This window comes from Paenarthrobacter sp. NyZ202 (assembly GCF_049860755.1).
Classification (GTDB): domain Bacteria; phylum Actinomycetota; class Actinomycetes; order Actinomycetales; family Micrococcaceae; genus Arthrobacter.
The window spans coordinates 1,788,702-1,814,134 of sequence record NZ_CP187556.1 but is presented as its reverse complement, the minus strand read 5'-3'; the positions used below and the strand labels follow the sequence as shown (position 1 = coordinate 1,814,134).

Here is a 25,433-nt window from a genome sequence, read left to right as displayed (position 1 = left end):
CGGGTGGCACTCCCTGCGCTCCGCCCGACGCGCCACCTGATGCTTCCTGACTCACAACGGCAATACTATGCCCGGTCACTGACTAAACTGGAGGCACAGTCCGGCGTCAGCCAGAGGAAGGATACCCCTGTGAAGCCCTTTCGAACTCCTCCATCCCGAGGTTTCGCCCTGCTCGCAGTGAGCATCGCGGTCGCAGTTTCCGCATGCACACCCTCGCCGGGCGGTTCGGCTGCACCCAGCCCGTCAGGGACCACCAGCACCAACTCTTCCGTGTCCCCTTCCCCGTCCGGCACTGCAACAACGGCTCAAACCACGCCGCCGGAAGGCTCGGCCTCCCCGGTTCCGGGCGCCACCGCAACCGTGGGCGCCTTGGTGCCGGGATTTCCGGAACAACTGATTCCGGTGATGCCCAAAACGTCGGTCCGCTCCAGCAGCGTGGACAAGAACGCTTCCCCCGCCACCGTTGCCCTCGTGGGTACGGTCAAAGCTCCCCCGGAAGGAGTGGTGGACTACTACAAGGCATCCCTCGAAGCTCAGGGGTTCAAGGTTGTTCCGGGCCAGGAAGCTGTGGGAAACGTCACGTCGATCGATTTCATCAGGGGTGACGGCGAGACCGTCAATCTGTCAGTGCGGCAGAAGGAAGGCGTTTCCACGTTCACCATCGGAGCCAATGTGGCCGCCGGGTCCGTCAAGTGACCCGGAACGAACAACTCCACTCGGAGCAGGGCCGGTTCATTGCCGGCGTCTCGGAGGAACTCACAGGATTCCTTGAGGCGCAGCGGGAGCTCATGGCGACGGTGTCCCCCGACGTCGACCCCCTGGTTACCTCCATTTCCACCTTGGTCACCGGCGGGAAACGGTTGCGCGCCCAGCTTTGCTACTGGGGTTGGAGGGGCGCAGGAGGCGCGGCAGGCGATCCCCGCATCTTCACCGCCGGGTGTGCCCTCGAACTCTTCCAGGCCGCAGCCCTGATCCACGACGACATCATCGACCGCTCCGATACACGCCGTGGCGGACCCAGTGTCCACCGTCGCTTCAGCCAGCTTCACGAGGCCAGCGGCTGGGCACTGGACAATGAGCGTTTTGGCCACGCGGCAGCCATCCTCACCGGCGATCTCTGCCTCTCCTTCAGCGAAGAGGCCTTCACCCGCATTGGCAGCCGTGCCGCCGCAGGAACAGACGCCCGCCGCATCTTCAACCTGATGAGGGCAGAGGTCATGGCAGGGCAGTACCTCGACATCCTGGAGGAAGTGGCCGGACCGGTCCGGGATTCCAAAGGCTCGGTCGACCGGGCCAGATCCATCATCAGGTACAAGTCGGCCAAGTACTCCACCGAACACCCGCTGGGGCTGGGTGGCGCCCTTGCCGGGGCCCCGCACGACCTGCTGGACGCTTACTCGCGGTTCTCACTTCCCCTGGGCGAGGCATTCCAGATGCGGGACGACGTCCTGGGTGTCTTTGGCGATCCTGAAACCACTGGAAAGCCGGCCGGGGACGACCTCCGCGAGGGCAAGCGCACCGTCTTGGTGGGGTTCGCACTGAACATGGCCTCCAACGACCAGGCCGCCTACCTCGATGCTGCCCTGGGCAAGCCGGACCTCAGCGAAGAAGAAGTGGGCGACATCCGGCGCATCATGGTGGACTCGGGAGCACTCGACGCCACCGAGTCGCTCATCGCCGATTTGAGCAACGAGGCCTTTGCGGGACTGGAACAGCTTCCCCTTGAGGAATTGCCTCTGACGGCTTTGCGCCACCTGGCGGAGGCCGCGGTGAGCCGCGCGGCCTAAGCAGGCCAGCATTGGAAACATGACGACGGCGGTCAAGAACCGCCGTCGTGCTTGTTAATTTCGGTGGGAGGAAGACCTGTTACCAGGCCAGGGACTGGGCCCGGCGACGGATTTCTGTCTTACGCCCTTCACGCAGCGCATCAATCGGACGTCCGCGGAGTGATTCATCGGCCGTAAACAGCCAGGTGATGAGTTCTTCGTCGTTATAACCGGCGTCGCTGAGGACGGCGATGGTTCCCTTGAGGCTGTCCACCACGTGCCCGTCCTGCAAAAACAGCGCGGGGATCGAGCGGATATTGCGCTCTCCGCGGCGGATGGCCACCAGGGCCCGCTCGTCCAGCAATCCATGGACTTTGGTGACGGTGACGCCCAGCAGTTCGGCGACATCCGGCAACGGCATCCAGTCAGAAACAAGGCTTTCTACATTACTCACGGATCAAGGTTGCCACGCCTGCCTGCCACTCGCCTAGCCGGACGACGACGGCGGTTTGGGCCCTGGCGCCGAAAAGCGCCTTTTGCATTCGCATAATTACCGCCCGGATTTACGAACATGGCGAATTGTTGTGCCGATGGGATAAGTGTGAGAGATTCACATTGATCACTCTTGCACCATTGATAACATCTGTAACATTGGCAACACTGGTAACAGCGGTATCATCCCAACTCCCCCGCTGCCGAGATGAGGACACAATTCCATGACCACGCCCCCCTCGACGAAACGAACCATGAGCATGCCGGTCATAGCGGCAACCACGGCTGCGCTTCCTGCTGTGGTCCTGTCCTCGCTTGCCTTGGCCCAGCCCGCAACAGCCGCGCCGGCCCCACAGCCGCGGAAGATCCCGGCAACCCTGGCAGCCGCCATCCAGGCGCAGGCAACGCAGGCCGGAACCGTTATTCCGGCTCAGGCAGTTGCCTCCGCCCTTCCCGCCGCCCTGCGACCCATGGCCCCCGCGGTGCCGGATACGTACACGATCGTCCGGGGCGACACGGTCAGCGCCATCGCCAAGCGTTTCAACCTTGATACCGGCGAGGTCCTCCAGCTGAACAAACTGACGCCCACCACCTTGATCTACCCCGGACAAACCCTGAAGCTCAAGGGCTCCGCTCCGGCCGCCCCGCAGCAGCCCGCCGCTCCCGCGCCTGCTCCGGCTACCGGAGCCGCCACCTACACTGTGGTCTCCGGGGACACCCTGGGAGCGATCGCTGCACGCCACGGCGTCCCCCTGTCCAGCATCTTCAGCTGGAATGGACTCAACGGCAGCTCCATCATCTATCCCGGACAAAAGATCAAGGTCAGCGGCGGCTCCTCAACTCCGGCAGCGCCGGCACCTGCACCCGCTCCGGCGCCCGCACCCGCACAGCAGGCCGGCTCCGGGACGTACACCATCAAGGCAGGCGACACCCTGAGCTCCATCGCTTCCCGGCATGGGGTCACTTTGTCCGCCCTGATGGCTGCGAACAACAACGTGACTGCCACGACCGTCATCTACCCGGGCCAAAAACTCACCATTCCGGGGACTTCCTCCATCCAGCCGGCCGGTGAGACCAAGCCACTTGTTCCCAGCTCATTCCTCGGCTTCACCTACCCGCCCGCTGTTGTCAGCTCCGCCAATGAGAACAAGGCCCTGCTGAACGCCTCGCCCGTACCCAGCCGCGCTGAAATGAAGACCATCGTGGCGGACACGGCCCGGCGCATGGGGGTCAGCCCGTCCCTGGCACTGGCCTTTGCCGAACAGGAGTCCGGCTTCGACCAGCGTGCAGTCTCTCCCGCGAACGCCATCGGCACCATGCAGGTCATTCCGTCGTCCGGCCAATGGGCCTCCGATCTGGTGGGCCGCAAGCTCAATCTCCTGGACCCCTATGACAACGTGACTGCGGGGGTGGCCATCATCCGTGCCCTCATCGCCACCAGCAAGGACCTGGATACTGCGATCGCCGGTTACTACCAAGGCCAGTACTCGGTCAGCAAGTACGGCATGTATGACGACACCAAGCGCTACGTCGAATCGATCAAGGCCCGCCAGCGCACCTTTGGCTAAGCCGTTTACCTACCCGTGGACGAGGCCCGGATCCGCCTGTGGATTCGGGCCTCTTCCCTGCCTCGATTAGGATCGTAGGGTGCAAGAACCACTGCAGGACCACCTGATCGGGACCACCGTGGACGGCCGCTACGGTGTCCGTTCCCGTCTCGCGCGGGGTGGCATGTCCACCGTCTACCTGGCGACCGACCAGCGCCTTGAGCGGGACGTTGCGCTCAAGGTCCTGCATCCACACCTTGCCAATGACCACACCTTCCTGGAACGCCTCAGCAGGGAGGCGAAAGCCGCCGCGAGCCTCTCCCACCCCCATGTTGTGGGTGTGCTGGACCAGGGGGAAGACGGCCACATCGCATATCTGGTCATGGAGTACGTCAAAGGCCGGACCCTCCGCGATGTCCTGGATGAGCAGGGTGCGCTCCCCCCGCGCCTGGCGCTGGCGCTGATCGATCCCGTCGTGGAAGGCCTGGCGGCTGCGCATGCGGCCGGACTGATCCACCGGGACGTGAAACCGGAGAACGTCCTCATCGCCGATGACGGCCGTATCAAAGTGGGCGATTTCGGGCTGGCACGTGCCGTCACCGCAACCACCAGCACCGGAGCTTTGATAGGGACCGTGGCGTACCTGGCCCCCGAACTGGTCCTCGGCAAGGCAGCAGATGCCCGCAGCGACATTTACTCCGCCGGCATCATGCTCTTTGAAATGCTGACCGGAAAGCAACCCTATGCCGGCGAAACCCCCATCCAGGTCGCCTACCAGCACGTGAACTCAATGGTGCCCCGCCCGTCGGAGGTGGCGCCCGGCCTGGCGCAGGACCTGGACGAACTGGTCCAGTGGTGCACGGCTTCGGATGCCGAAAACCGGCCCGTGGACGGAGCAGCCCTTCTGTCGGAGCTGCGCCATATCCGGACCACGCTCAGTGACGCCCAGTTGGACCTCCGTCAGCCGTCCTACAAGCCGCTTTCCCCCGCCGGTGCCGGCCCCGTAGGGTTTGCTGCCGCCACTCACACTGGCCATGGCGCCCGGCAGACGCAGGAGCACCCTACCGAGGCAATTGCCACCACCGCGTCACCCACGGAGTTCATTTCCCATCAAAGCAACCCCACCACCGTGATGGGCACGGCCGGCGGGACGGGCTACCGGGAGCCCGGCAACCGCATCGCGCTCCCACCCGCCGCTTATGACGAACGCCAGCCAGGCAAGCGCGAACTCAAAAAACTTGAGCGTCAACGCGCCAAGGACCAGGCCCGCGCCGCGGCGACACCTGTCAGGCCCCTGCGTGAAGGCAACCCCCGCCGGCGGGGCCTTATCTGGACCTTGGTCATCGTCATCCTGGCGCTCCTGGCCGGCTCGGCCGGATGGTTCTTCGGTATGGGGCCGGGATCGCCGGGCACCGTCCCCGAGGTCAAGAACAAGACCGTGGCCGAAGCCCAGCAGTTGCTCCGGACAGCAGGGTTCCAGTCCGAGCCACAGGATGTGTTTGACGACGACGTCGAGGCTGGTCTGACGGTCGGAACCCGGCCGGAAGCAGGATCGGTGGTCAGGAAGTTCCAGCCCATCACCCTGTACGTTTCCAAAGGGGCGCAGCTGTTCCCGTTGCCGGACCTCGCCGGGGTGACCCTCGACCAGGCAAAATCTGCGTTGAACGCCGCCGAAATGGCCTTGGGAAACGTCACTGCGGCGTACGACGACAAAGTACCGGCCGGCGTCGTCCTGTCCCAGGACCCGGCCAAAGGCACGGAGGTACGGCACGGCACCCCGGTGGCGCTGGCGGTGTCCAAGGGACCACAGCCCCTTCCCGTCCCGGACGTGCGGGGCTTGCCGCAGGACGCCGCCGTCAAGGCGATCCAGGATGCCGGGCTCAAGGCTGTCATAGCTCCTGAGACCGTCAACGACAAGTCGGTCCCCAAGGGGTCCGTAGTGTCCCAGACGCCTGCCAATGGAACCTTGGTGCGCGGCGAATCCGTCACCCTGACCCTCTCCAAGGGACCCAGGATGGTGAAGGTGCCCAGCTTCATCGGCAAGCAAGCGGACGACGCCGAAAAGGAACTGAAGAAGCTGGGCTTCGAGGTCAGGCTGAACGAGATCCTGGGCGGATTCTTCGGTACCGTCCGCGACCAAAACCCGGTGGACAAGGAAGTTCCAGAAGGTTCCGTCATCACCCTGACGGTGGTCTAGAACGAGCAAAGAGGCGGCCCGGATATCACCGGGCCGCCTCTTTTTTGCGTGGGCGTTTACCGCTTGGCAAGCGCTCCTGCCACGAGGAACGCCATCTCCAGTGACTGCATGTGGTTCAACCGCGGATCACAGACCGACTCGTAGCGGTCCAGGAACGCGTCCTGGTCGATGGGGTCTGCGCCACCCAGGCACTCGGCGACGTCGTCGCCGGTCATCTCGACGTGCAAGCCGCCCGGAACGGTTCCCAGGGAGTGGTGCACCTCGAAGAAGCCGCGGACTTCGTCAATGACGTCGTCGAAGTTCCTCGTCTTGTAGCCGTTGGGCGACGTGACCGTGTTGCCGTGCATGGGATCGGTGACCCAGAGGATCTGCGCACCGGAGTCCGTGACGCGTTCGACGACGGCGGGCAGCTTCTCGCGGATGTTCCGGGCGCCCATCCGGGTGATGAACGTGAGGCGTCCGGGTTCGCGGTTGGGGTCCAGCTTGTCGATCAGGCGCAGGGCGTCATCGCCCGTGGTGGTGGGGCCGAGCTTGACGCCGATCGGGTTGCGCACGCGGGACAGGAAGTCCACGTGGGCGTGGTCGAGTTCGCGGGTGCGCTCCCCGATCCACAGGAAGTGCGCGGAGGTGTCATAAGGCAGGCCAGTACGGGAGTCGATGCGGGTCAGCGCCCGCTCGTAGTCCAGCAGGAGGGCTTCGTGGCTCGCGAAGAACTCGACGCGCTTGAGGGCTTCAAAGTCCGCCCCGCACGAATCCATGAACGAGATAGCGCGGTCAATATCGCGGGCCAGCGACTCGTAGCGCGCATGGGCCGGGTTCTCAGTGAAGCCCTTGTTCCACTGGTGGACCAGGCGAAGGTCCGCGAAGCCACCCTGCGTGAAGGCGCGGATGAGGTTCAGCGTGGAGGCGGAGGTGTGGTACGCCTGCAGCATCCGGCCGGCATCGTGCGCCCGTGATTCGGGGGTGAAATCGTAGCCGTTGACGATGTCTCCGCGGTAGGCAGGAAGCGTGACGCCGTTGCGGGTTTCATCGTTGGAGGAGCGGGGCTTGGCGAACTGGCCTGCCATGCGTCCCATCTTGATGACGGGCATGGCTGCACCGTAGGTGAGGACGACCGCCATCTGCAGGATGGTTTTGACCCTCGCACTGATTTTGTCGGCCGTGGCGGCCTCAAAGGTTTCCGCGCAGTCGCCTCCCTGGAGCAGGAAGGCCTTTCCCTGTGCTGCAGCGGCCAAGCGCTCACGAAGGACATCCACTTCTCCGGCGAAGACCAGGGGCGGGACCACGGAGAGTTCCTTCACCGAGGCCTTGAAAACTTCGGCGTCAGACCACGTGGGCTGCTGGGAGATCGGCAGGTCGCGCCAGGCATCCAGGCCGGGATAGTTCGCAGCGCCGCTCTGGGCGGTGCTGGCGAGGGGGTCTGCTACGGATGGTGCGGTGTTCGCGGTTAGCTCAGTCACCCTACAAGAGTAGTAGCCCCGGCGCCGGTTGGGGCACTGCGGGCGTAACTGATCCGGCCGCAGGCGTCACAGTCACCCGGCTCTGGTTCCGTTGTCCCGGGGCTCGTCCCTGTCATCGGCGATGTCCGTGGCGGCTTCCTGGGCGGCTTCGATTTTCTCTACCGGTTCCGGGCCCTTGCCGGCCAGCCTGGCCTTGACCACCGCGGCGTATTCGTCCACGTATTCCTGGCCGGACAACCGCATCAGCTCGTACATGATTTCGTCGGTGACGGCACGCTGGATGTGCCTGTCTTCCTCCATCCCGTAATAGCGGCTGAAGTCCAAAGGCTGCCCGAAGATCAGGCCGATGCGCCGGATGTTTGGGAGTCGCTTTCCGATGGGCTGGACTTTTTCGGTTCCGATCATCGCCACGGGAACAACCGGCACCCGCGTCTGGAGGGCAAGCTTGGCCACTCCGACCTTGCCGCGGTAGAGCCGGGCGTCCGGGCTGCGGGTCCCCTCCGGGTAGATCCCCAGGAGCCCCCCGGAGTGCAGGACGTCCTTGCCTGCCTGCAGTGACATCTCGGAGGCCGCGCCGCCGGAACGGTCCATCGGGAGCTGGTTGCTCAGCCTGAAAAAGAGCGCTGTGAGCCTGCCCTTGATGCCCTTGCCGGTGAAGTACTCGGACTTCGCCAGGAAAATCACGGGCCGGTTCACCATCAGGGGCAGGAAGATCGAGTCCGAGAAGGACAAATGGTTGGAGGCGAGGATGGCCGGCCCCTGCCCAGGGACATTGTCCAGTCCCTTGACCCATGGCCGGAACAGCAGTTTGACGATGGGACCAAGGAAGATCCTCTTCATGACCCAATAGAACACGGTGGTCCTCCCACGGCGGAGTGCTGGCATATTCCGGGCTACCGGACAGTATTCACTGCAACCCTACTTCAGTGTGAAATGTCAGGAACAGTGACACGATGGTGCCATGACGGAAAGCACTCCTCCCGCAGCGCCGCTCGCCTTCCACCATCCCGGACACGGCAGCAATGCCTCCACCGGCATCGCCATCTGCCACGGATTCACCGGCAGTCCATTGAGCGTGCTGCCGTGGGCTGAGCATTTGGCTGCGCAGGGTTTCGCCGTCTCCGTCCCCTTGCTCCCCGGACACGGCACCAGCTGGCACGACCTGGCGACAACGCGCTGGCAGGACTGGTACCGGACGTTCGAGCGCAGCTACCTTGAGCTGGCCGGACAGACAGAGCACTGCTTTGTGGCCGGGCTTTCCATGGGCGGCGCGGTAGCACTGCGCACGGCGTCCCTGCACGAGGTTTCCGGCCTGGTCCTGGTCAATCCCGGGCTCAGTTTCTATGACCGCCGGGTCCGGTACGTTGGTGCCCTGAAGTACATCATGCGCACCACAACTCCCATCGAGGAGGAGAAACCGACCGCTGCCCCCACCGAGGACGGGGACTACTCCAAGACACCTTTATCATCCGTGCACGAACTCAAGAAGCTGTTCCGGCACGCTGCCCGTGCCCTGCCAAAGGTCCAGGCGCCGGCGTTGGTCTTCAAGTCGGCCGTGGACGGCGTTATTCCCCCCACCTCCCTGGCCTTGATCAAAAAGCACCTGGACCCCTCCCGCCTGGAGGTGGTCACTCTTCCGGAGAGCGGCCATGTTGCCACGCTGGACGTGGACGCGCCCACGATCTTTACAGAATCCACCCACTTCTTCCGCCGTCACGCCGCAGACAGAGTAGCCTCGGAGTCATCATGAAAACACGTCCTGACCCGTCACCCTTCCTCAGCGCCTGGTCCGGTTCGGGGGCCCGCGTGGGTGTGGTGATGTCGCATGGGTTCACGGGGAGCCCGCACAGCGTGCGGCCCTGGGCCGAACATCTGGCGGCAGCAGGCTATGCGGTCCGGCTTCCGCTGCTGCCGGGGCACGGAACCACGTGGCAGGACATGTCCCGTCGTTCCTGGCGGGAATGGCATCACGCGGTGGATGCTGCCTACCGGGAGCTTGCAGCGGAGTGCGACTACGTCTTCGCTGCCGGCCTGTCCATGGGTGGCACCCTCGCCCTGAGGATCGCCGCGACGCGCCCCGTGGCCGGCACGATCGTGGTGAATCCGGGCCTTGTCCTGGACGATCCCCGTGCCGTGATCGTGGCTGCCCTGAAGTACGTCGTGAAGACCACGCCGGCGATCGCCAACGACATCCTCAAACCGGACCAGGACGAGGGCGCCTATGCACGGACCCCAGTGGCAGCAGCGCACCAGTTGAAGCTGATGTACAAGGACACAGCCGCCATCCTCCCCCGCATCAGCTCTCCGGTCCGCGTCTTCAAGTCCACGGTGGACAACGTCATCTCGCAGGCGAGCCTTGATTTTCTCCGCGCGAAGGTCAACGCGCCGGTTGACATCTCCTACCTGAAGAACAGCCATCACGTGGCAACGCTGGACAACGATGCTCCGGAGATCTTTGCGGGCACCGTCCAGTTCATCCACAAGACCATGGCCGCGCTGACCGGCGTCGAGACCTCCCCCGCAAAGGAAACAGCCAGTGAACAGGCCTGACTCCAACTCACCGGACCAGAGCGCCAACAACGACGACGACGATGCGGTCTGGCTGGACCTGGTGGCACGACTGGAAGCTACGGATTCCGGTCCCGGTCCGGGCTCCGCTCCAGATGACGCCACGGCGTCAGATGCGGACGGCACTCCCTCTGCCCCGACGCCGGCGCCGGGTGCCGGTGACCGGCCCAAAGCCTTTCGGGACTTTGACCCGCTGGGCCTGGCTGCCCCGGCAACCACGCCCGCCTCAGCGGAAGCTGCTGCCGTCCCCGCGGAGGAGCAGGGCCGCCCATCCGGGCCACGGGATTTCGAGGTGGACGACGACGATGACGGGTTCGTCCCGGAAGAGCCCCCGAGCCTGGCCGGCACCGAGCCGCTCACCATGCTCGCCTGGCTGGGCGCTGTGGGGGGTCCGCTTGCTTTGCTGTTCACGGCCATGTTCTGGCGTTCGGCGCCTCTGGCTGCCATCCTCGGGATCGTGGCGGCATTCGTGGCCTCGGTGATCTACCTGATCATGCGCCTCCCGCACGAAAAGGACGAGGACGACGACGGCGCCCGCATCTGAGGCGCGGATCCGCACCCCGGCATACCCTTCCGTAGCAGGACCTCCCGGGGTGCTGCCGGCGGCGCGCTGAGGTGCCAGGCGGCGGGGCGTCAGGCGACGCAGGCGTCAGTTGTGGGCCCGGCCGCTGACGCGCGAGAGGTCGGCGGCACCGATCATGCCCGCCCGGGGACCCAGGGCGGCCAGCTCGATCCTGGCCATGGGACGGAAGCCCCGTCCGGTCAGGTTCTTGGCGAAGGCTTCCCTGGCGGGGCCGGCCAGCAGTTCGCCGGCGTCGCACAGCCCTCCCCCGATCACGAACATGCCGGGGTCCAGGGAGGCTGCGAGATTGGCCAGGCCCAGCCCGAGCCATTCGCCTTGGTCGGCCAGGAGTTCCCGGGAGGTGGCATCTCCCGCCAGGGCTAGTGCCGTCACGGCAGCGCCGGTGATGTTGTCGGCCGTGCCACCGGCCTTGGCAAGTAGTGCCCGGCCTTCAGGGGAGTTGGTCCGTACCAGTTGGCGGGCTTCGCGCCCCAGGGCATTGCCGGAGGCATACTGCTCCCAGCACCCGCGGTTGCCGCATTCACAGCGGTGGCCGCCGGGAAAGATGATCTGGTGCCCGAACTCGCCGGCAACCCCGTACCGGCCACGTTCCACGCGACCGTCCAGAACCATGGCCCCGCCAATGCCGGTGCCCAGCGTGATGCAGACCAGCCGGCTCTCCCCTTGCCCGGCGCCGAAACGCCACTCCGCCCAGGCGGCGGCGTCGGCATCATTGGTCAGGAGGACCGGGCGCCGGAGGAGGTTCTGCAGGTTTTCCCGCAGGGGCTCGTTGCGCCAGGCGAGATGCGGACTGAAAAGCACCGTGCCGCCGTCGAGGTCCATCCACCCGGCGGCACCGATGCCGACCGAAGCGATCCTGTGCACGCTGCTGAGCTCTGCGACAAGTTCCACGATGGTTTGCTCCACGGCGCGGGGATCCGAACCCGGAGTCGAACGCCGGGCCTCCGCCAGGACCCTGCCGTCGGCATCGACCACGCCGGCCGCTACCTTGGTGCCGCCGATGTCGATTCCAATGGCCAGGCCCCTCCGACCGAGATGGCTCCTCCTGGCAGCCCAGGGAACGTCCTTCCGGGCGGCGACGGGAGGCTTGGGCCGGGCGCGGAAAGTGGACCGAAGTGGGGGCATCCCAACATCCTATTCGGACCGCCCGCTCCAGACTTCATCCTCCGGCGAAGATGGCGCCAAGTTGCCCGGAACGCCCGCCAATCCGTAAAGTTACCCGCCAGTAGGTGAAATAGGACACACCTCCGCGAGTGGGCATACTAGAGTGGAAGCAGCCCCCTCGTGGCCCGTGGATATCAAAGGAGCTACCGTGCGTGAAATCAGTGTTCCTCCCCTCGTCAATGTCGCCCCTGAAACCAACATCACGGACCTCCTGGTCCGGGAAGCTGCCAAGCCATCCAACCCGGCGCTCTTTGCCAAACTGGACGCCAACGGCCAGTGGCAGGACATCCGTGCCAGCGATTTCCTGGCCGATGTCACCGCACTCGCCAAGGGCCTGATGGCCCATGGCGTAGGAGCCGGCGATCGGGTGGGCATCATGTCCCGGACCCGCTACGAGTGGTCGTTGGTGGACTTCGCGATCTGGCATGCCGGTGCGGTTTCCGTGCCGATCTATGAAACCTCGTCACCGTCGCAGGTCGCCTGGAACCTCGGCGACTCCGGCGCCGTTGCCGCTTTCGGCGAGGCAGCCCATCACGAGGACATCATCAGGCAGGCCGTGGCCGCCGAAGACATTTCTTCCGTGACCAACGTGTGGCAGTTGGAGGGCGCAGGCCTTGACGCCCTGCGTGCCGCCGGAGCCGGCGTCACGGATGAGGAACTCGAAGCCCGCAGGTCCGCCGCCGGTCTCTCGGACCTGGCCACCATCATCTACACCTCGGGAACCACCGGCCGCCCCAAGGGCTGTGAACTGACGCATGGCAACTTTGTGGAATTGTCAGAGAACGCCAGGGCCGCCCTGGGCGAGATCATCAACGAGTCCGCCAAGACCATCATGTTCCTCCCCCTGGCCCACGTATTCGCACGCTTTATCTCCGTGCTGGCCGTGGCCGGCGGTGTCAAGGTGGCGCACACTCCGGACATCAAGAACCTCCTCGCGGACCTCCAAAGCTTCCAGCCCACGTTCATCCTCGCCGTTCCACGCGTCTTCGAGAAGGTCTACAACTCGGCGTTGACCAAGGCCGAAGACGGCGGCAAGGGTGCAATTTTCCACCGGGCCGTGGACACTGCCATCGCGTATTCCAAGGCACGCCAGGCCGGATCGGTGGGCCTGGGCCTCAAGGTCAAGCATGCACTGTTCGACAAACTGGTCTACAGCAAGCTGCGGGCAGCCATGGGCGGCCATGTAGCCCACGCCGTCTCCGGCGGCGGTCCCCTGGGTGAGCGGCTGGGCCATTTCTTCCAGGGCATCGGTCTCCAGATCCTGGAAGGCTACGGCCTGACCGAAACCACGGCGCCGGTGTCGGTCAACACGCCGTCGATGATCCGGATCGGAACGGTAGGTGCACCGCTTCCGGGCAACGCCGTGAAGATCGCCGACGACGGCGAGATCCTGGCCAAGGGCGTGTGCGTCATGCGCGGCTACTACAAGAGGGAAGACCTTACGGACGAGACATTCATCGATGGTTGGTTCCGCACGGGAGACATCGGCGAACTTGACAGCAACGGCTTCCTCAAGATCACCGGACGCAAGAAGGAAATCATCGTGACTGCCGGGGGCAAGAACGTGGTTCCCGCGCAACTCGAGGACCAGATCCGCGCCGACGCGCTCGTTTCCCAGGTCCTGGTGGTCGGAGACAACCGTCCGTTCATCGGCGCCCTGGTCACCCTCGACGAAGAAGCGCTTCCGGGATGGCTGGAACGGCACGGGTTGCCCGCCGGCACGCCCCTGACGGAAGCCACGGGCCACCCCGTGGTCAAGGCCGCGGTCCAGGACCTCATTACCAAAGCCAACCAGTCAGTGTCACAGGCCGAGGCCATCAAGTCCTTCCGGATCGTGCCGTCGGACTTTACCGAGGCCTCCGGCCACCTCACGCCGTCCCTCAAGGTCAAGCGCGCCCAGGTCATGAAGGATTTCGACACCGTGATCGAGGAAATGTACTCCGCTCCCCGGGCTTCCTAGGCTCCTGCAGCCGGGTACCCGCAGCAACAAAAGAACCCCGCCGGGAAACTTCCCGGCGGGGTTCTTTGAGTTCGATCGCTAGCCGATCACCAGCAGCAAGTCGCCACCTTGGACCTGCTCCACGGCGGAGATAGCCAGGCGCGAAACCGTGCCTGCCACCGGAGTGGTGATGGAGGCTTCCATCTTCATGGCCTCGATCGTGGCCACGGTGTCGCCGGCCTTGACCTCGTCGCCAACCTTCACGGTGACCGTGACGGCTCCGGCGAACGGCGCGGCAACCTGCCCCGGCTGCGCGGGATCGGCCTTCTCTGCCGCCTTGACGTTGCTCACCACGGAGCGGTCGCGGACCACCACCGGGCGGGACTGGCCGTTGAGCGTACACATCACGGTGCGCATGCCCTTTTCATCAGCTTCGGAGACGGCTTCCAGCTGCGCGATGAGCCGGACGCCCTTCTCGAGTTCGATGATGTGCTCGGCACCGCGCTGCAGGCCGTACAGGTAGTCACGGGTGTCCAGCACGGAGATGTTTCCGTAGGTCTCGACACTCTTCTGGTAGTCCTTGGTGGGGCCGGCGAAGAGCAGCCGGTTCAACGTCTGCTGGCGGGTCTTGGAGTCCGCCTTCAGCGCTGCACTGTCCTCGGCACTGATTTCGACGTCGCGCACCTTGATGCTGCGGCCTTGGAGGGCCTTGGTACGGAACGGCTCGGGCCAGCCTCCGGGAGGATCACCCAGCTCGCCGGACAGGAATCCGATCACGGAATCGGGGATGTCGTAGTTCTGCGGATTCTCGTTGAAGTCGGCCGGATCGGCATTGAGGCCCACCAAGTGCAGGGCGAGGTCGCCCACCACCTTGGACGACGGCGTCACCTTGACCAGTCGGCCCAGGATGCGGTCAGCCGCCGTGTACATGTCCTCGATCGCTTCGAACTGCTCCCCCAGGCCGAGGGCAATGGCCTGCTGGCGGAGGTTGGACAGCTGTCCACCGGGAATCTCGTGCTTGTAGACACGGCCTGTCGGGCCCGGAAGACCTGACTCGAACGGCGCGTAGACGCGGCGGACGGCTTCCCAGTACGGCTCAAGGGCGCCTACGTTCTCCAGGCTGAGGCCTGTGTCGCGCGGGGTGTTGGCCAAAGCGGCAACGAGCGCGGAAGCTGCCGGCTGGCTCGTGGTGCCGGCCAGCGACGCTGCGGCGACGTCGACGGCGTCGACCCCCGCCTCAACTGCTGCGAGCAGCGTGGCGAGCTGGCCGCCTGCGGTGTCATGGGTGTGCAGGTGGACAGGCAGGTCGAAGCGCTCACGAAGAGCAGAAACAAGCTTGGCCGCGGCAGCCGGACGCAGGAGGCCTGCCATGTCCTTGATGGCAAGGATGTGGGCTCCGGCGTCCACGATCTTCTGCGCGAGGTCCAGGTAGTAGTCAAGCGTGTACAGCTTCTCTTCCGGGTCAAGCAAGTTGCCCGTGTAGCACAGGGCGACCTCTGCAACAGCAGTCCCCGTAGCACGGACGGCGCGGATGGCCGGGGCCATCTGGTTGACGTCGTTGAGGGCGTCGAAGATACGGAAGATATCGATGCCGGTGGCCGCGGCTTCGTTGACGAAGGCTTCCGTGACCTCTTCCGGGTACGGCGTGTAGCCCACCGTATTGCGGCCGCGGAGAAGCATCTGGATGCAAGTGTTGGGCAGGGCCTGGCGCAAAGCAGCCAAGCGGTCCCAGGGATCCTCGCCCAGGAAGCGGAGCGCGACGTCGTACGTTGCACCACCCCAGGCCTCCACGGACAGCAAATCGGGCAACAAAGCCGTCACGGCCGGGCCGGCGGCCACGAGGTCGCGGGTGCGGACGCGCGTTGCCAGGAGCGACTGGTGCGCATCGCGGAACGTGGTGTCCGTAACAGCCAGGGCATCCTGCTCACGCAGGGCCTTGGCGAATCCCTCCGGACCAAGCTGCTGAAGACGCTGGCGTGAACCCGAGGCGGGCACGGGCCCGTCGATGACGGGCAGCTTGCTGGCGGGGTCCGACTGGACCGTCAGTTCACCGTTGGGCTTGTTCACCGTGACATCGGCAAGCCATGTCAGGAGCTTGGTGCCACGGTCAGCCGAGATATGGGACTTGAGCAGTTCCGGGCGCTTGTCGATGAAGTCCGTTGCCACATTCCCGGCATTGAAGTCCGGATCCGCCAGCACAGCCTGGAGGAAGGGGATGTTCGTGGAGACACCACGGATACGGAACTCCGCGAGGCCACGCCGTGCACGGGCGACCGCGGCCGGGTAATCGCGGCCGCGGCAGGTCAGCTTGACCAGCATGGAGTCGAAGTGCGGGCTGATCTCGGCACCGGAATAGACGGTACCGCCGTCGAGCCGTACACCGGCGCCACCAGCGGATCGGTAACCGGTGATCTTTCCAACATCGGGACGGAAGCCATTGGCGGGGTCTTCCGTGGTGATACGGCATTGGAGAGCGGCGCCCTTGATCGAGACGGTCTCCTGGCTCAGGCCAAGGTCGGCCAGGGTCTCGCCGGAAGCGATGCGCATCTGCGCCTGGACCAGGTCCACATCCGTGATTTCCTCCGTCACGGTGTGCTCGACCTGGATGCGGGGGTTCATTTCGATAAAGACGTGCTGTCCGGCACGGGCGCCCTCGGTGTCCACGAGGAACTCGACGGTCCCGGCGTTGACGTAGTTCAGTGCCTTGGCAAATGCCACCGCGTCCCGGTAAAGGGCTTGGCGGATGTTGTCGTCAAGGTTGGGAGCCGGGGCAATCTCAACCACCTTCTGGTGGCGGCGCTGCAGCGAACAGTCGCGTTCAAACAGATGCATGACGTTGCCTTCGGCGTCGGCCAGGATCTGTACCTCGATGTGGCGGGGACGCAGTACGGCCTGCTCGAGGAACATCGTGGGGTCACCAAAGGCCGCATCAGCCTCGCGCATTGCGGACTGCAGGGCCTCCGGGAGCGCCTCGCGGGTTTCAACGCGGCGCATGCCACGGCCGCCGCCGCCCGCGACGGCCTTGGCGAAAATGGGGAAACCGATCTCGTCCGCGGCAGCGATCAGTTCGTCCAGGTCCTTGGACGGCTTGCTCGACTTCAACACGGGAACGCCGGCCTTGCGGGCCGCCTCCAGGGCAGCAACCTTATTGCCGGCCAGCTCCAGCACCTCGGCCGGCGGACCGACGAAGGTGATGCCTTCGGCTTTGGCGGCACGTGCCAGGTCTGGATTCTCCGAGAGGAACCCGTAGCCGGGGTAAATGGCGTCGGCGCCGGCTTCCTTGGCGACGCGGACTACCTCCTCAACGTCCAGATAAGCGCGGACGGGGTGGCCCACCTCGCCGATCAGGTAAGCTTCGTCGGCCTTCTGCCGGTGGATCGAGTTACGATCCTCGTGCGGAAAGACAGCAACGGTCTTGGCGCCCAGTTCATAACCAGCGCGAAACGCCCTGATCGCGATTTCTCCGCGATTGGCCACCAGAATTTTCGAAAACATACTTCTCCTGCATCATTGCGGGTGGATCGGTCGGTGGTCACAGTGTGTAGTCTCGCCAGCATCAAACACAAATCTTTGTGGCAACCATCACAAAGTAATCGTCATGTGCCTTGTATATGCGTGCGCGCGACCCCTCAGCCGTGCTAATACGCAGCATCTTCCCATCTGACCGTGGCGCGTAGAAAGCGGGAAACCGGGGTGGGGCCACTTATGATGTTGAAGGGGCTTCGGCAAGCCCCTGGCTCCGATCCGGGGCGGAAAACAGCGCGATACGGCAACCGGCGTTAGGTTTTGGGTTTTCAAGTGCAAGTAGTCAGCATCAGCAGCCTCAAAGGTGGAGTGGGAAAGACCTCCGTGACAACGGGTCTGGCGTCCGCGGCCCTCGCAGCCGGAATTCCCACCCTGGTGGTGGATCTCGATCCCCACGCTGATGCAACCACCGCGCTGGGGGTACAGCCCGGCAGCCAGCTGGACATAGGCCGCATGCTCAAGAGCCCCCGGAAGGCCAGGCTGACGGAGAATGTGGCCGGCAGCAGTTGGGTCTCCAACGGCTCCAGCGACGGCAAGCTCGACGTCGCAGTCGGGTCTGCGTTCACCGGCATCTACGACCGCCCGGACCTGGGTCGGAGGGACTTACGGCGCCTTTCCGCCGTCCTGGCAGGCACCACCAGCTACGAGCTCGTCCTGGTGGACTGCCCACCCTCCCTCAATGGCCTGACGCGCATGGCCTGGAGTGCCAGCGACCGCGTGGTCCTGGTAGCGGAGCCCGGACTGTTCTCCGTGGCGGGAACAGAACGGACCATGCGTGCGATCCAGCTGTTCCGCCAGGAGTTCGCCCCCAACCTCGCCCCGGCAGGCATTGTTGCCAACCGCGTGCGCACCGGTTCATCGGAACATGCTTTCCGGCTTGCCGAGATGGAATCGATGTTCGGTGAGCTGCTGCTGTCCCCACACATTCCCGAGCAAGCAAACTGGCAGCAGATCCAGGGGGCAGCCCACTCTGTCCACCACTGGCCCGGGGACTCGGCCAAGAACTCGGCAAAGCTCTTTGACGACCTTCTGCAGAATCTGCTGGGGGGCAAGTCCGCCGTACGGGACCGCCGCCAGCGCTGACATACTGCTCCACCAACAAGGAAGCCGCCCCGGTAAGGAGGCGGCTTCTTCGTTTTATGGGTGACCTTCTACGTTTCCAAGCACCAGGCAGTACCTAGCTGATGCGGCGAGCCACCCGTCGCTTGCTCAGTTCGTCGTCGGGAAAGGACTGTTCGGCCGCGTGTTCACTGGGGAGCTCGGCAAGGCTTCCTTCAACTTCCCGCCATACCCGGCCCACCGCGATGCCGAACACACCCTGGCCGCCTTGGACGAGGTCGATGACCTCATCTGCCGAAGTACATTCATAGACGCTGGCGCCGTCGCTCATGAGGGTGATCTGTGCCAGGTCCTCCACTCCCCGCTCGCGAAGGTGCTCAACAGCGGTGCGGATCTGCTGGAGGGAGACGCCGGTGTCCAGGAGCCGCTTGACCACCTTGAGGACGAGGATGTCCCGGAACCCGTACAGGCGCTGCGAACCGGATCCTGCAGCTCCACGGACGGCCGGCTCCACCAGGCCGGTCCGGGCCCAGTAGTCCAGTTGGCGGTACGTAATGCCGGCGGCTTTGCATGCAGTAGGACCGCGGTAACCCGCGTCCTCGTCCAGCACAGGAAGGTCCTCAGTGAAGAGGAGACCTTGGGCGCCGGTAACGGGCGCAGCAATGCCGGTCGAGGCCTGCTTCAGCTCGCCTGCTTCGCCTTTCGGACTCACGTGACCTCCTTGTTGTCAGTTCCCTTGGGGACGGTGCGTGACCACTGCTTACAACGCCGAAATTCAGGCATGTAATTCCCACAAGTCCGCTTTTTCCAGTGTGACTTGCGTGGGCAGTGTATGCAACGGGAACTCGATATGTTCGACGTTAGGCCCGCACGGCCCCGAGGTCAAAGACGTTGGCGCTGAAAAAGTGGCGTGTCGAAAGTTTCACCCTCAACTTTAGGCTTAGGGTGCGCTCAGCCCTCGAAATCTTCCGGTTCCACGTCGTCCAGAAACTCGCGGAACCGCCGCATTTCGCGCTCTTCGTCCACGCTGGCAGCAGGCTCCGAGTCCTCACCTTCATCGTGCTCGGTGATCCGGACCCCGGCCTCTTCCATCACGGCATTGGCGCACCAGATCCGGCACTTGGCCCGCAAGGCCAGGGCCAGCGCATCCGAAGCCCGGGAACTGACCACCGTGCCGTCGTCGAACTGCAGCTGCCCGTAAAAGATGTTGTCTTCCACGGCCACTATGTTCACACTGATGATCGAGTGGCCCAACGACTCGACCACGTCTACCAGGAGGTCATGGGTCATGGGACGCGGCGGTACGACCCCCTGCTGGGCCAGGGCGATCGCACTGGCCTCCGGTGTGCCGATCCATATGGGCACATGCCGCTCCCCCTTCAGTTCCCTGAGCAGGACCAAAGGCTGGTTGGAGGGCAGTTCTATCCGGACACCCACAATTTCGACTTCAATCATCAGCTGTCCATCCGGGAGATACGGTCGTGGACGAGCGCCCTGTGCAGTGTGAGGCAGAGGTCGCTGATTTCCCGGGCGGCCTCGGCTGCGCGGGATTGTGACGCGGCATCCTTGCGGGACATCAGTGGTGCCACCGCCCGTTCCACCAGGCCGAACTCGCGGTCCGCCGCCGCCTGGAACGGGCGAAGGTGCCGGGGTTCCAGCCCGTGCCCCTCCAACTGGACACAGGCGCGGGCTACCTGGAGGGCATGCTCATCGAACTTGCCACCGACGTGGCTGATCAATCCAAAACTCAGCAGCGACTCCAGCAGCGGGACGCTGGCGCCGGATTCGGCCCGCAGCTGCTCCTCACTCAGGGCCCGTGCACGCCCTTGGATCTCGGCCGCCATTTCGGCGGACACTATCCGCGGTGAAACCGTTACGCCGGGCGGAAGGTTGTCCGGACGCTCCCCCCGGTCTATGGCATCCAGATAGTCCTTGATGACCTTCAACGGCAGGTACTGGTCCCGTTGGAGTGCCAGGACAAAGCGCAGGCGTTCCACATCGCTGTCGACGTACTGCCGGTACCCTGCAGGGGTCCGCTTGGGATTGATCAGGCCTTTTTCTTCCAGAAAGCGGATTTTGGACGCAGTCATTCCGGGGAAGTCATCGCTCAGCTGAGCCAGGACTTCCCCGATATTCAGGACCTGCGGTCCGCGACGGTCGGGCTGGGCCATTGCCACAGGCAAGTACCCCGGGGTCAGGCTTGGCCCGCAGGGCGGCGGGAGCTCAGGTAGTAGGTCAACCGGAACTTGCCGATCTGGACCTCGTTCCCGCTCTTCAGCAGCACGCGGTCGACGCGGTCGTGGTTGACATAGGTGCCGTTGAGGCTGCCCATGTCCACGAGCTCAAAACCCGCCGGAGTACGGTGGAACTGCACATGCTTGCGTGAGACAGTGACGTCGTCCAGGAAGATGTCCGCGTCCGGATGCCTGCCCGCCGTGGTGGTATCCGCGTCCAGCAGGAAGCGGGCTCCCGCGTTGGGTCCGCTGTGGGCGATAAGCAACGCCGACTCAGGGGGCAGCGCATCCACGGAGGCCCGCTCTTCGGGTGCCAGCCGGGGCGCAATGCTGGGCTCGTCCCACGTTGGCGTGATGCTGATCGAGGTGGTCTCCGACGTAGGCTGTTCTTCCGCGCCGTTCCCGATATTGGCTTGGTTCTGTTCGCCGCCAACCATGGAATTTCCTCCTCATCCGCCGGCGGTTCCAAACCCCGCCGGCCACTTCCGCCTCCCGGTACCGCCGGGCAAATCGGTAGCTGGCCCGCCTTTCTGCGCTTCCCGCTCGAGGAATTGCCAGGCCGGGCGGGCCAGATAACTTTAGCCTACCTGCTGTTCGTACTCCGATGCACTGAGCAGGGAATCCACTGCTTCACCATCTGCGAGCTTTACTTCAAAAAGCCAGCCGTCGCCGTACGGGTCGGAGTTGATAAGCGCCGGATCCTGGTCCAATGAGTCATTCCGGTTAATAACCTCGCCCGAAAGGGGCGCATAAATGTCACTGACGCTCTTAGTGGATTCAACCTCGCCCACCACCTCATTGCCGGTGATCCTGGTACCAGGCTCAGGCATTTGCGCGTAAACGACGTCTCCCAGTGCATCCTGCGCGAAATCAGTGATGCCTACGCGGACAACACCGTCGGCATCGGGAGCGGAAACCCATTCGTGCTCTGCGGTGTAGGAAAGATCGGCTGGAATATTGCTCATGGGTGGCCTTTCATCGGAACATTTACGGACCTCGACGGCGGCCCGGGCATCCGGCCACCGCTGAAAGTATAGGCATAATTCCCCACCGTGCCGCAGGGTGTGCCGGCTTATCGCACAACACCGTCAACCGCGCCCCAAAGCCGGCAATTCCCTGGCCGGAATTACCCCGCCGCATGAAGCTTCCGCGGAAAGTACCCTGCGCTGGCGGCGCCGCCCGCTCCGCAGATAAAAAAGGGCACTGCCCGCCATGGATGCTTCCACAGCGGGCAGTGCCCTTTTGCCGGCGTGGCGTCGTCAGGCGACGATTGCCTTGCGGGGTTCGCTGTCGGCGTCGGCCGGTACTGCGGAAGACCGACGCCGGGCTGCGGCAGCTGCGGCCACCATCACCAGGAGCGCGGCGACTGTAATGCCGGCGCCCGCCCAAATGGGCGAGGTGTAGCCCAGCCCTGCCGTGATGGTCACCCCACCCAGCCACGCACCCAGGGCATTACCCAGGTTGAAAGCACCAATGTTGGCACCGGAAGCCAGCGTGGGCGCCGTGGAAGCGAAGTGCATGACACGCATCTGCAGGCCGGGCACGGTGGCGAAACCGAAGCCGCCCATCAGGGCCAGTGAGAACAAGCTGGCAATGCTGCTTGAAGCGGTCAGGGCGAAGAAGACCAGCACAGCAACCAGACCGGCGAGGATGACCACCAGTGAAGTATCGATAGCCTTGTCCGCCGCCTTGCCACCCAGGACGTTGCCCACGAAGAGTCCACCGCCGAACAGCACCAACAACCACGGAACAGCGCCTGCGTCAAAGCCCGATACCTCGGTCAAGGTGAATGCGATGTACGTAAAGGCCCCGAACATTCCGCCGAAACCGAGGATCGTCACCAGGATGGACAGCCACACCTGCCCCGAACGGAAGGCACCAAGCTCGCTGCGCAGGCCCTGTGTGGGAGCAGGCCCCGTCGCGGGAACCATGAGGGCAATCCCCAGCAGGGCTACCACGCCGATCACCGTAATGGCCCAAAAAGTGGAACGCCAGCCAAAGTGCTGCCCCAGGAGCGTTCCGAACGGAACCCCCAGGACGTTGGCGGCAGTGAGCCCGGTGAACATGATGGCAATGGCTCCAGCCTTCTTATGGGCGGGGACCATCCCTGCAGCCACGACCGACCCGATGCCGAAGAAGGCGCCGTGGCACAGGGCGGCGATGATACGGCCGATCAGCATGGCTGAGTAGGTATCGGCAACAGCCGAGAGGAAGTTGCCGGCAATGAACAGGACCAGCAGGCCGATCAGGACGGGCTTCCGGGGAAGCCGGGTCACGGCAGCTGTCACCAGAAGGGCACCGACGGTCACGCTCAAGGCGTAGCCGGAGATGAACCAACCGGCCGAGGCTTCGGATACGCGGAAGTCGGCGGCGACCTCGGGCAACAGGCCCATGATCACGAACTCGGTAAGTCCGATGCCGAATCCGCCGAGGGCAAGGGCAATCAACCCTGCAGGCATGGTGAAACTCCTTGGGATACGGGTTCCTCGAAAACTGGAAGTGCGCCCGCCGGAACCGTAGAATAATAGTTGCAGACGCTGCATATATAGTTGCACACGCGTGGTATTTGCGCAAGCAACTACTTTGCGGTCTGCTCACACCACCCACTGAAGGCAGGAGCACAGCACACATGGGCATCAAGGATGACGCCGTGGAAGTACGGGCACAGGGATGGCGCACCCTCGCTGCCCTGCACGGGAGCATCGAAGCGGAACTGGAGAAGGCCCTCCAGGCGTCCAGTGAGCTCTCGGTTGTTGAGTACACCGTGCTGGATGCGCTGAGCCGGCAGGACGGCTGGCACATGCGCATGCAGCAACTGGCCCGGGCCACCGCACTCTCCAGCAGCGCGACCACGCGGCTGGTCAACCGCTTGGAAGACCGCGGACTCCTGACCCGCATCCTGTGCGCCGACGACAGGCGCGGCATCTATACGGAGCTCACCGCGGCAGGACAGAAGCTTCTCCTCGACACCAGGCCCGTCCACGACGAGACCCTGGCGGGCGCCCTTGCGGCCGCGGAGCAGGTTCCCGAACTGGAGCCACTGGTCCGGGCCCTGGGTGCACTGCAGCATGCCTAGGCGCACCACTGGGGCTTAAACGACCAAAGGCCGGAATTCCGTTTCCACGGAATTCCGGCCTTTATGGTCGGGCTGACAGGATTTGAACCTGCGACCCCTTGACCCCCAGTCAAGTGCGCTACCAAGCTGCGCTACAGCCCGCTGGTTCCGCCGTTCTCCGCCTGGGATTTCCTCCCTAAGCAGTCCGGCCGAACCACCTCCAAAAGCTTACACGACGTTGGAGGGTGCTTGTGCCATCAGAGCAAAAGTCTGCTGTGATGCCCGTCTCACTTAACGTTTGCGGCCCCGCTTTTCGCGGACACGCATGCTGACCTCGATTGGAGTTCCTTCAAACCCGAAGGTCTCGCGGAGGCGGCGGGTGATGAAACGGCGGTATCCGGGATCGAGGAAGCCAGTGGTGAACAGCACAAACTTCGGCGGACGGCTGGAAGCCTGGGTGCCGAACAGGATACGGGGCTGCTTGCCACCACGGACCGGGTGCGGGTGTGCTGCCACCAGTTCGCCCAGGAACGCATTGAGGCGGCCGGTGGGAATCCGGCGGTCCCAGCTTTCCAGCGCCCTGTCCAGGGCGGGAACCAGCCGGTCCTTGTGCCAACCGGTCTTGGCCGAGATGTTGACGCGCGGAGCCCAGTCAACGTGCGCCAGGTCCTGCTCGATCTCACGCTCCAGGTAGCGGCGACGTTCATCGTCCAGGAGGTCCCACTTGTTGAATGCCAGGACCAGCGCGCGGCCGGACTCGATGGCCAGTTGCAGGATGCGGACATCCTGCTCGCTGAGGACCTCGTCGACGGCCAGGAGAACGACGGCGACCTCCGCCTTTTCGAGGGCAGCCTGGGTCCGCAGGGAGGCATAAAAGTCCGCGCCTTGTGCCATGTGCTGGCGGCGGCGGATCCCGGCTGTATCCACGAACCGCCAGGTGCGGCCACCGAGTTCGATGAACTCGTCCACGGGGTCGCGGGTGGTGCCCGCCAAGGGATCCACCACCACGCGCTCAGATCCGGCCAGCTTGTTCAGCAGCGAGGACTTGCCAACGTTGGGGCGGCCGATCAGCGCAATGCGACGCGGGCCGCCGGAACGCTCCACGCCCTCGACCTGGGAAAACTCGGGCAGGGTGTCCATCACCTTGTCCAGAAGGTCCGCCACACCACGCCCATGGAGCGCCGAGACGGGATAGGGCTGGCCGAACCCAAGGCCCCACAGGGTTGCCGAGTCGGCCTCCTGTGCAAAGTCATCGACCTTGTTCGCCACCAGGATGACCGGCTTCTTGCTGCGCCGGAGCATCTTCATGACGGCCTCGTCGGTTGCCGTTGCACCGACCGCGGAATCCACCACGAACAACACCGCATCAGCAAGTTCCACGGCCATCTCGGCCTGGTCAGCCACGCGGGCGTGGATGCCCTTGGCATCGTGTTCCCACCCGCCGGTGTCCACGAGCGTGAAGTTGCGCCCGTTCCACCGCGCCGAATACATGACGCGGTCGCGGGTTACGCCCGGGGTATCCTCCACGACGGCCTCGCGGCGGCCCAGGATGCGGTTGACCAGGGTGGACTTGCCGACGTTGGGCCGGCCGATGATGGCCAGCACGGGATCGAGTTTGAGGGGTCCTTCTTCCCCTTCGTCCTCATAGTCACCGCTGAGCAGCGCTGCGTCGTCTTCGTCAAGTTCGTAGTCGTCCAGGCCCGCCCGGAGGGTGGCAGCGCGGAGTTCGGCTTCTTCGTCGTCCAGGGCAGCCAGGTTTTCAGCCACCTGGTCGGTGCCTGCGGGCGTGTATTCGTCGTCGCCGGCTCCGTGGAAGCCGGACTTTTGAGTCGTATCGCTCATTG

The 25,433-nt window shown here is 64.5% G+C and carries 22 protein-coding genes and 1 tRNA gene; 10 read left to right on the top strand and 13 right to left on the bottom strand.

Features of this window, described 5'->3' with window-relative positions; all coding sequences use genetic code 11:
• Positions 1-129: 129 nt before the first annotated feature.
• Positions 130-696: a hypothetical protein gene (locus tag ACPFL9_RS08390; RefSeq protein ID WP_426006983.1), complete on the top strand. Its 567-nt coding sequence runs from the start codon at positions 130-132 to the stop codon at positions 694-696.
• Entirely contained in the window at positions 693-1,787 is a 1,095-nt protein-coding gene (locus tag ACPFL9_RS08385; RefSeq protein WP_426006982.1) for a polyprenyl synthetase family protein, read from the top strand. Before ACPFL9_RS08390 ends, ACPFL9_RS08385 begins: the two co-directional genes overlap by 4 nt.
• A 79-nt stretch (positions 1,788-1,866) precedes the next feature.
• Here ACPFL9_RS08385 and ACPFL9_RS08380 read toward each other — a convergent pair whose 3' ends face one another.
• Positions 1,867-2,220 (bottom strand): Rv2175c family DNA-binding protein, encoded by a 354-nt coding sequence (locus ACPFL9_RS08380; RefSeq protein ID WP_426006980.1) that lies wholly within the window; start codon positions 2,218-2,220, stop codon positions 1,867-1,869.
• A gap of 262 nt (positions 2,221-2,482) precedes the next feature.
• Here ACPFL9_RS08380 and ACPFL9_RS08375 point away from each other — a divergent pair, with 262 nt between their 5' ends.
• Positions 2,483-3,826: a LysM peptidoglycan-binding domain-containing protein gene (locus ACPFL9_RS08375; RefSeq protein WP_426006979.1), complete on the top strand. Its 1,344-nt coding sequence runs from the start codon at positions 2,483-2,485 to the stop codon at positions 3,824-3,826.
• A gap of 79 nt (positions 3,827-3,905) precedes the next feature.
• On the top strand, positions 3,906-6,002 hold the full coding sequence (pknB, locus tag ACPFL9_RS08370; RefSeq protein WP_426006977.1) for a Stk1 family PASTA domain-containing Ser/Thr kinase: 2,097 nt from the start codon (positions 3,906-3,908) through the stop codon (positions 6,000-6,002).
• A gap of 56 nt (positions 6,003-6,058) precedes the next feature.
• Here the strand turns inward: pknB and ACPFL9_RS08365 are convergent, their stop codons facing one another.
• Positions 6,059-7,462: a class II 3-deoxy-7-phosphoheptulonate synthase gene (locus ACPFL9_RS08365; RefSeq protein ID WP_426006976.1), complete on the bottom strand. Its 1,404-nt coding sequence runs from the start codon at positions 7,460-7,462 to the stop codon at positions 6,059-6,061.
• Between the two features lie 72 nt (positions 7,463-7,534).
• A complete protein-coding gene (locus ACPFL9_RS08360) occupies positions 7,535-8,317 on the bottom strand; it encodes a lysophospholipid acyltransferase family protein (RefSeq protein ID WP_426006975.1) in 783 nt (260 codons plus the stop codon).
• 106 nt (positions 8,318-8,423) lie between these two features.
• On the opposite strand from ACPFL9_RS08360, the gene ACPFL9_RS08355 reads away from it, so the two are divergent.
• From ACPFL9_RS08355 to ACPFL9_RS08345, 3 genes are read left to right on the top strand one after another with little or no spacing between them, the layout of a single operon-like run.
• Positions 8,424-9,212: an alpha/beta hydrolase gene (locus ACPFL9_RS08355; protein ID WP_426006973.1), complete on the top strand. Its 789-nt coding sequence runs from the start codon at positions 8,424-8,426 to the stop codon at positions 9,210-9,212.
• The gene (locus tag ACPFL9_RS08350) at positions 9,209-10,012 is read left to right on the top strand and encodes an alpha/beta hydrolase (RefSeq protein ID WP_426006972.1); all 804 of its coding nucleotides are present in this window, start codon (positions 9,209-9,211) and stop codon (positions 10,010-10,012) included. Before ACPFL9_RS08355 ends, ACPFL9_RS08350 begins: the two co-directional genes overlap by 4 nt.
• Entirely contained in the window at positions 9,999-10,574 is a 576-nt protein-coding gene (locus tag ACPFL9_RS08345) for a hypothetical protein (RefSeq protein ID WP_426006971.1), read from the top strand. The genes ACPFL9_RS08350 and ACPFL9_RS08345 overlap by 14 nt, the downstream gene beginning before the upstream one ends.
• Positions 10,575-10,679: 105 nt before the next feature.
• On the opposite strand, the gene ACPFL9_RS08340 is transcribed toward ACPFL9_RS08345, so the two are convergent.
• On the bottom strand, positions 10,680-11,738 hold the full coding sequence (locus ACPFL9_RS08340) for an ROK family protein (RefSeq protein ID WP_426006969.1): 1,059 nt from the start codon (positions 11,736-11,738) through the stop codon (positions 10,680-10,682).
• A 187-nt stretch (positions 11,739-11,925) separates the two neighbouring features.
• Here ACPFL9_RS08340 and ACPFL9_RS08335 point away from each other — a divergent pair, with 187 nt between their 5' ends.
• Positions 11,926-13,737, top strand: a complete 1,812-nt coding sequence (locus ACPFL9_RS08335) for an AMP-dependent synthetase/ligase (protein WP_426006968.1) — start codon at positions 11,926-11,928, stop codon at positions 13,735-13,737.
• Between the two features lie 78 nt (positions 13,738-13,815).
• Here the strand turns inward: ACPFL9_RS08335 and ACPFL9_RS08330 are convergent, their stop codons facing one another.
• Positions 13,816-17,211, bottom strand: a complete 3,396-nt coding sequence (locus tag ACPFL9_RS08330; protein ID WP_426006967.1) for a pyruvate carboxylase — start codon at positions 17,209-17,211, stop codon at positions 13,816-13,818.
• Between the two features lie 303 nt (positions 17,212-17,514).
• Between ACPFL9_RS08330 and ACPFL9_RS08325 the strand changes: the two genes are divergently transcribed.
• Positions 17,515-18,324 carry a ParA family protein gene (locus ACPFL9_RS08325; RefSeq protein ID WP_426006966.1) on the top strand — a complete coding sequence of 270 codons (810 nt, stop codon included), beginning with the start codon at positions 17,515-17,517 and terminating at the stop codon, positions 18,322-18,324.
• A gap of 94 nt (positions 18,325-18,418) precedes the next feature.
• Here the strand turns inward: ACPFL9_RS08325 and ACPFL9_RS08320 are convergent, their stop codons facing one another.
• From ACPFL9_RS08320 to ACPFL9_RS08295, 6 genes are all read right to left on the bottom strand, one after another.
• Entirely contained in the window at positions 18,419-19,012 is a 594-nt protein-coding gene (locus ACPFL9_RS08320) for a MerR family transcriptional regulator (RefSeq protein WP_426006965.1), read from the bottom strand.
• A 239-nt stretch (positions 19,013-19,251) separates the two neighbouring features.
• A complete protein-coding gene (locus tag ACPFL9_RS08315) occupies positions 19,252-19,755 on the bottom strand; it encodes a bifunctional nuclease family protein (protein WP_426006963.1) in 504 nt (167 codons plus the stop codon).
• Complete coding sequence (locus ACPFL9_RS08310; protein ID WP_426006961.1) at positions 19,755-20,471, bottom strand: MerR family transcriptional regulator; 717 nt, start codon at positions 20,469-20,471, stop codon at positions 19,755-19,757. The genes ACPFL9_RS08315 and ACPFL9_RS08310 overlap by 1 nt, the downstream gene beginning before the upstream one ends.
• A 23-nt stretch (positions 20,472-20,494) precedes the next feature.
• Entirely contained in the window at positions 20,495-20,971 is a 477-nt protein-coding gene (locus ACPFL9_RS08305; RefSeq protein WP_426006960.1) for an FHA domain-containing protein, read from the bottom strand.
• Positions 20,972-21,112: 141 nt separating this feature from the next.
• On the bottom strand, positions 21,113-21,499 hold the full coding sequence (gcvH, locus tag ACPFL9_RS08300) for a glycine cleavage system protein GcvH (protein ID WP_426006959.1): 387 nt from the start codon (positions 21,497-21,499) through the stop codon (positions 21,113-21,115).
• Between the two features lie 294 nt (positions 21,500-21,793).
• On the bottom strand, positions 21,794-22,993 hold the full coding sequence (locus ACPFL9_RS08295) for an MFS transporter (protein WP_426006957.1): 1,200 nt from the start codon (positions 22,991-22,993) through the stop codon (positions 21,794-21,796).
• A 170-nt stretch (positions 22,994-23,163) separates the two neighbouring features.
• Between ACPFL9_RS08295 and ACPFL9_RS08290 the strand changes: the two genes are divergently transcribed.
• Positions 23,164-23,610, top strand: coding sequence for a MarR family winged helix-turn-helix transcriptional regulator (locus tag ACPFL9_RS08290; RefSeq protein ID WP_426006955.1), 447 nt, complete (start codon positions 23,164-23,166; stop codon positions 23,608-23,610).
• A 64-nt stretch (positions 23,611-23,674) separates the two neighbouring features.
• Here the strand turns inward: ACPFL9_RS08290 and ACPFL9_RS08285 are convergent.
• Positions 23,675-23,751 (bottom strand) — tRNA-Pro (locus ACPFL9_RS08285).
• Positions 23,752-23,880: 129 nt separating this feature from the next.
• Positions 23,881-25,431 (bottom strand): ribosome biogenesis GTPase Der, encoded by a 1,551-nt coding sequence (gene der / locus ACPFL9_RS08280; protein ID WP_426006954.1) that lies wholly within the window; start codon positions 25,429-25,431, stop codon positions 23,881-23,883.
• Positions 25,432-25,433 lie beyond the last annotated feature (2 nt).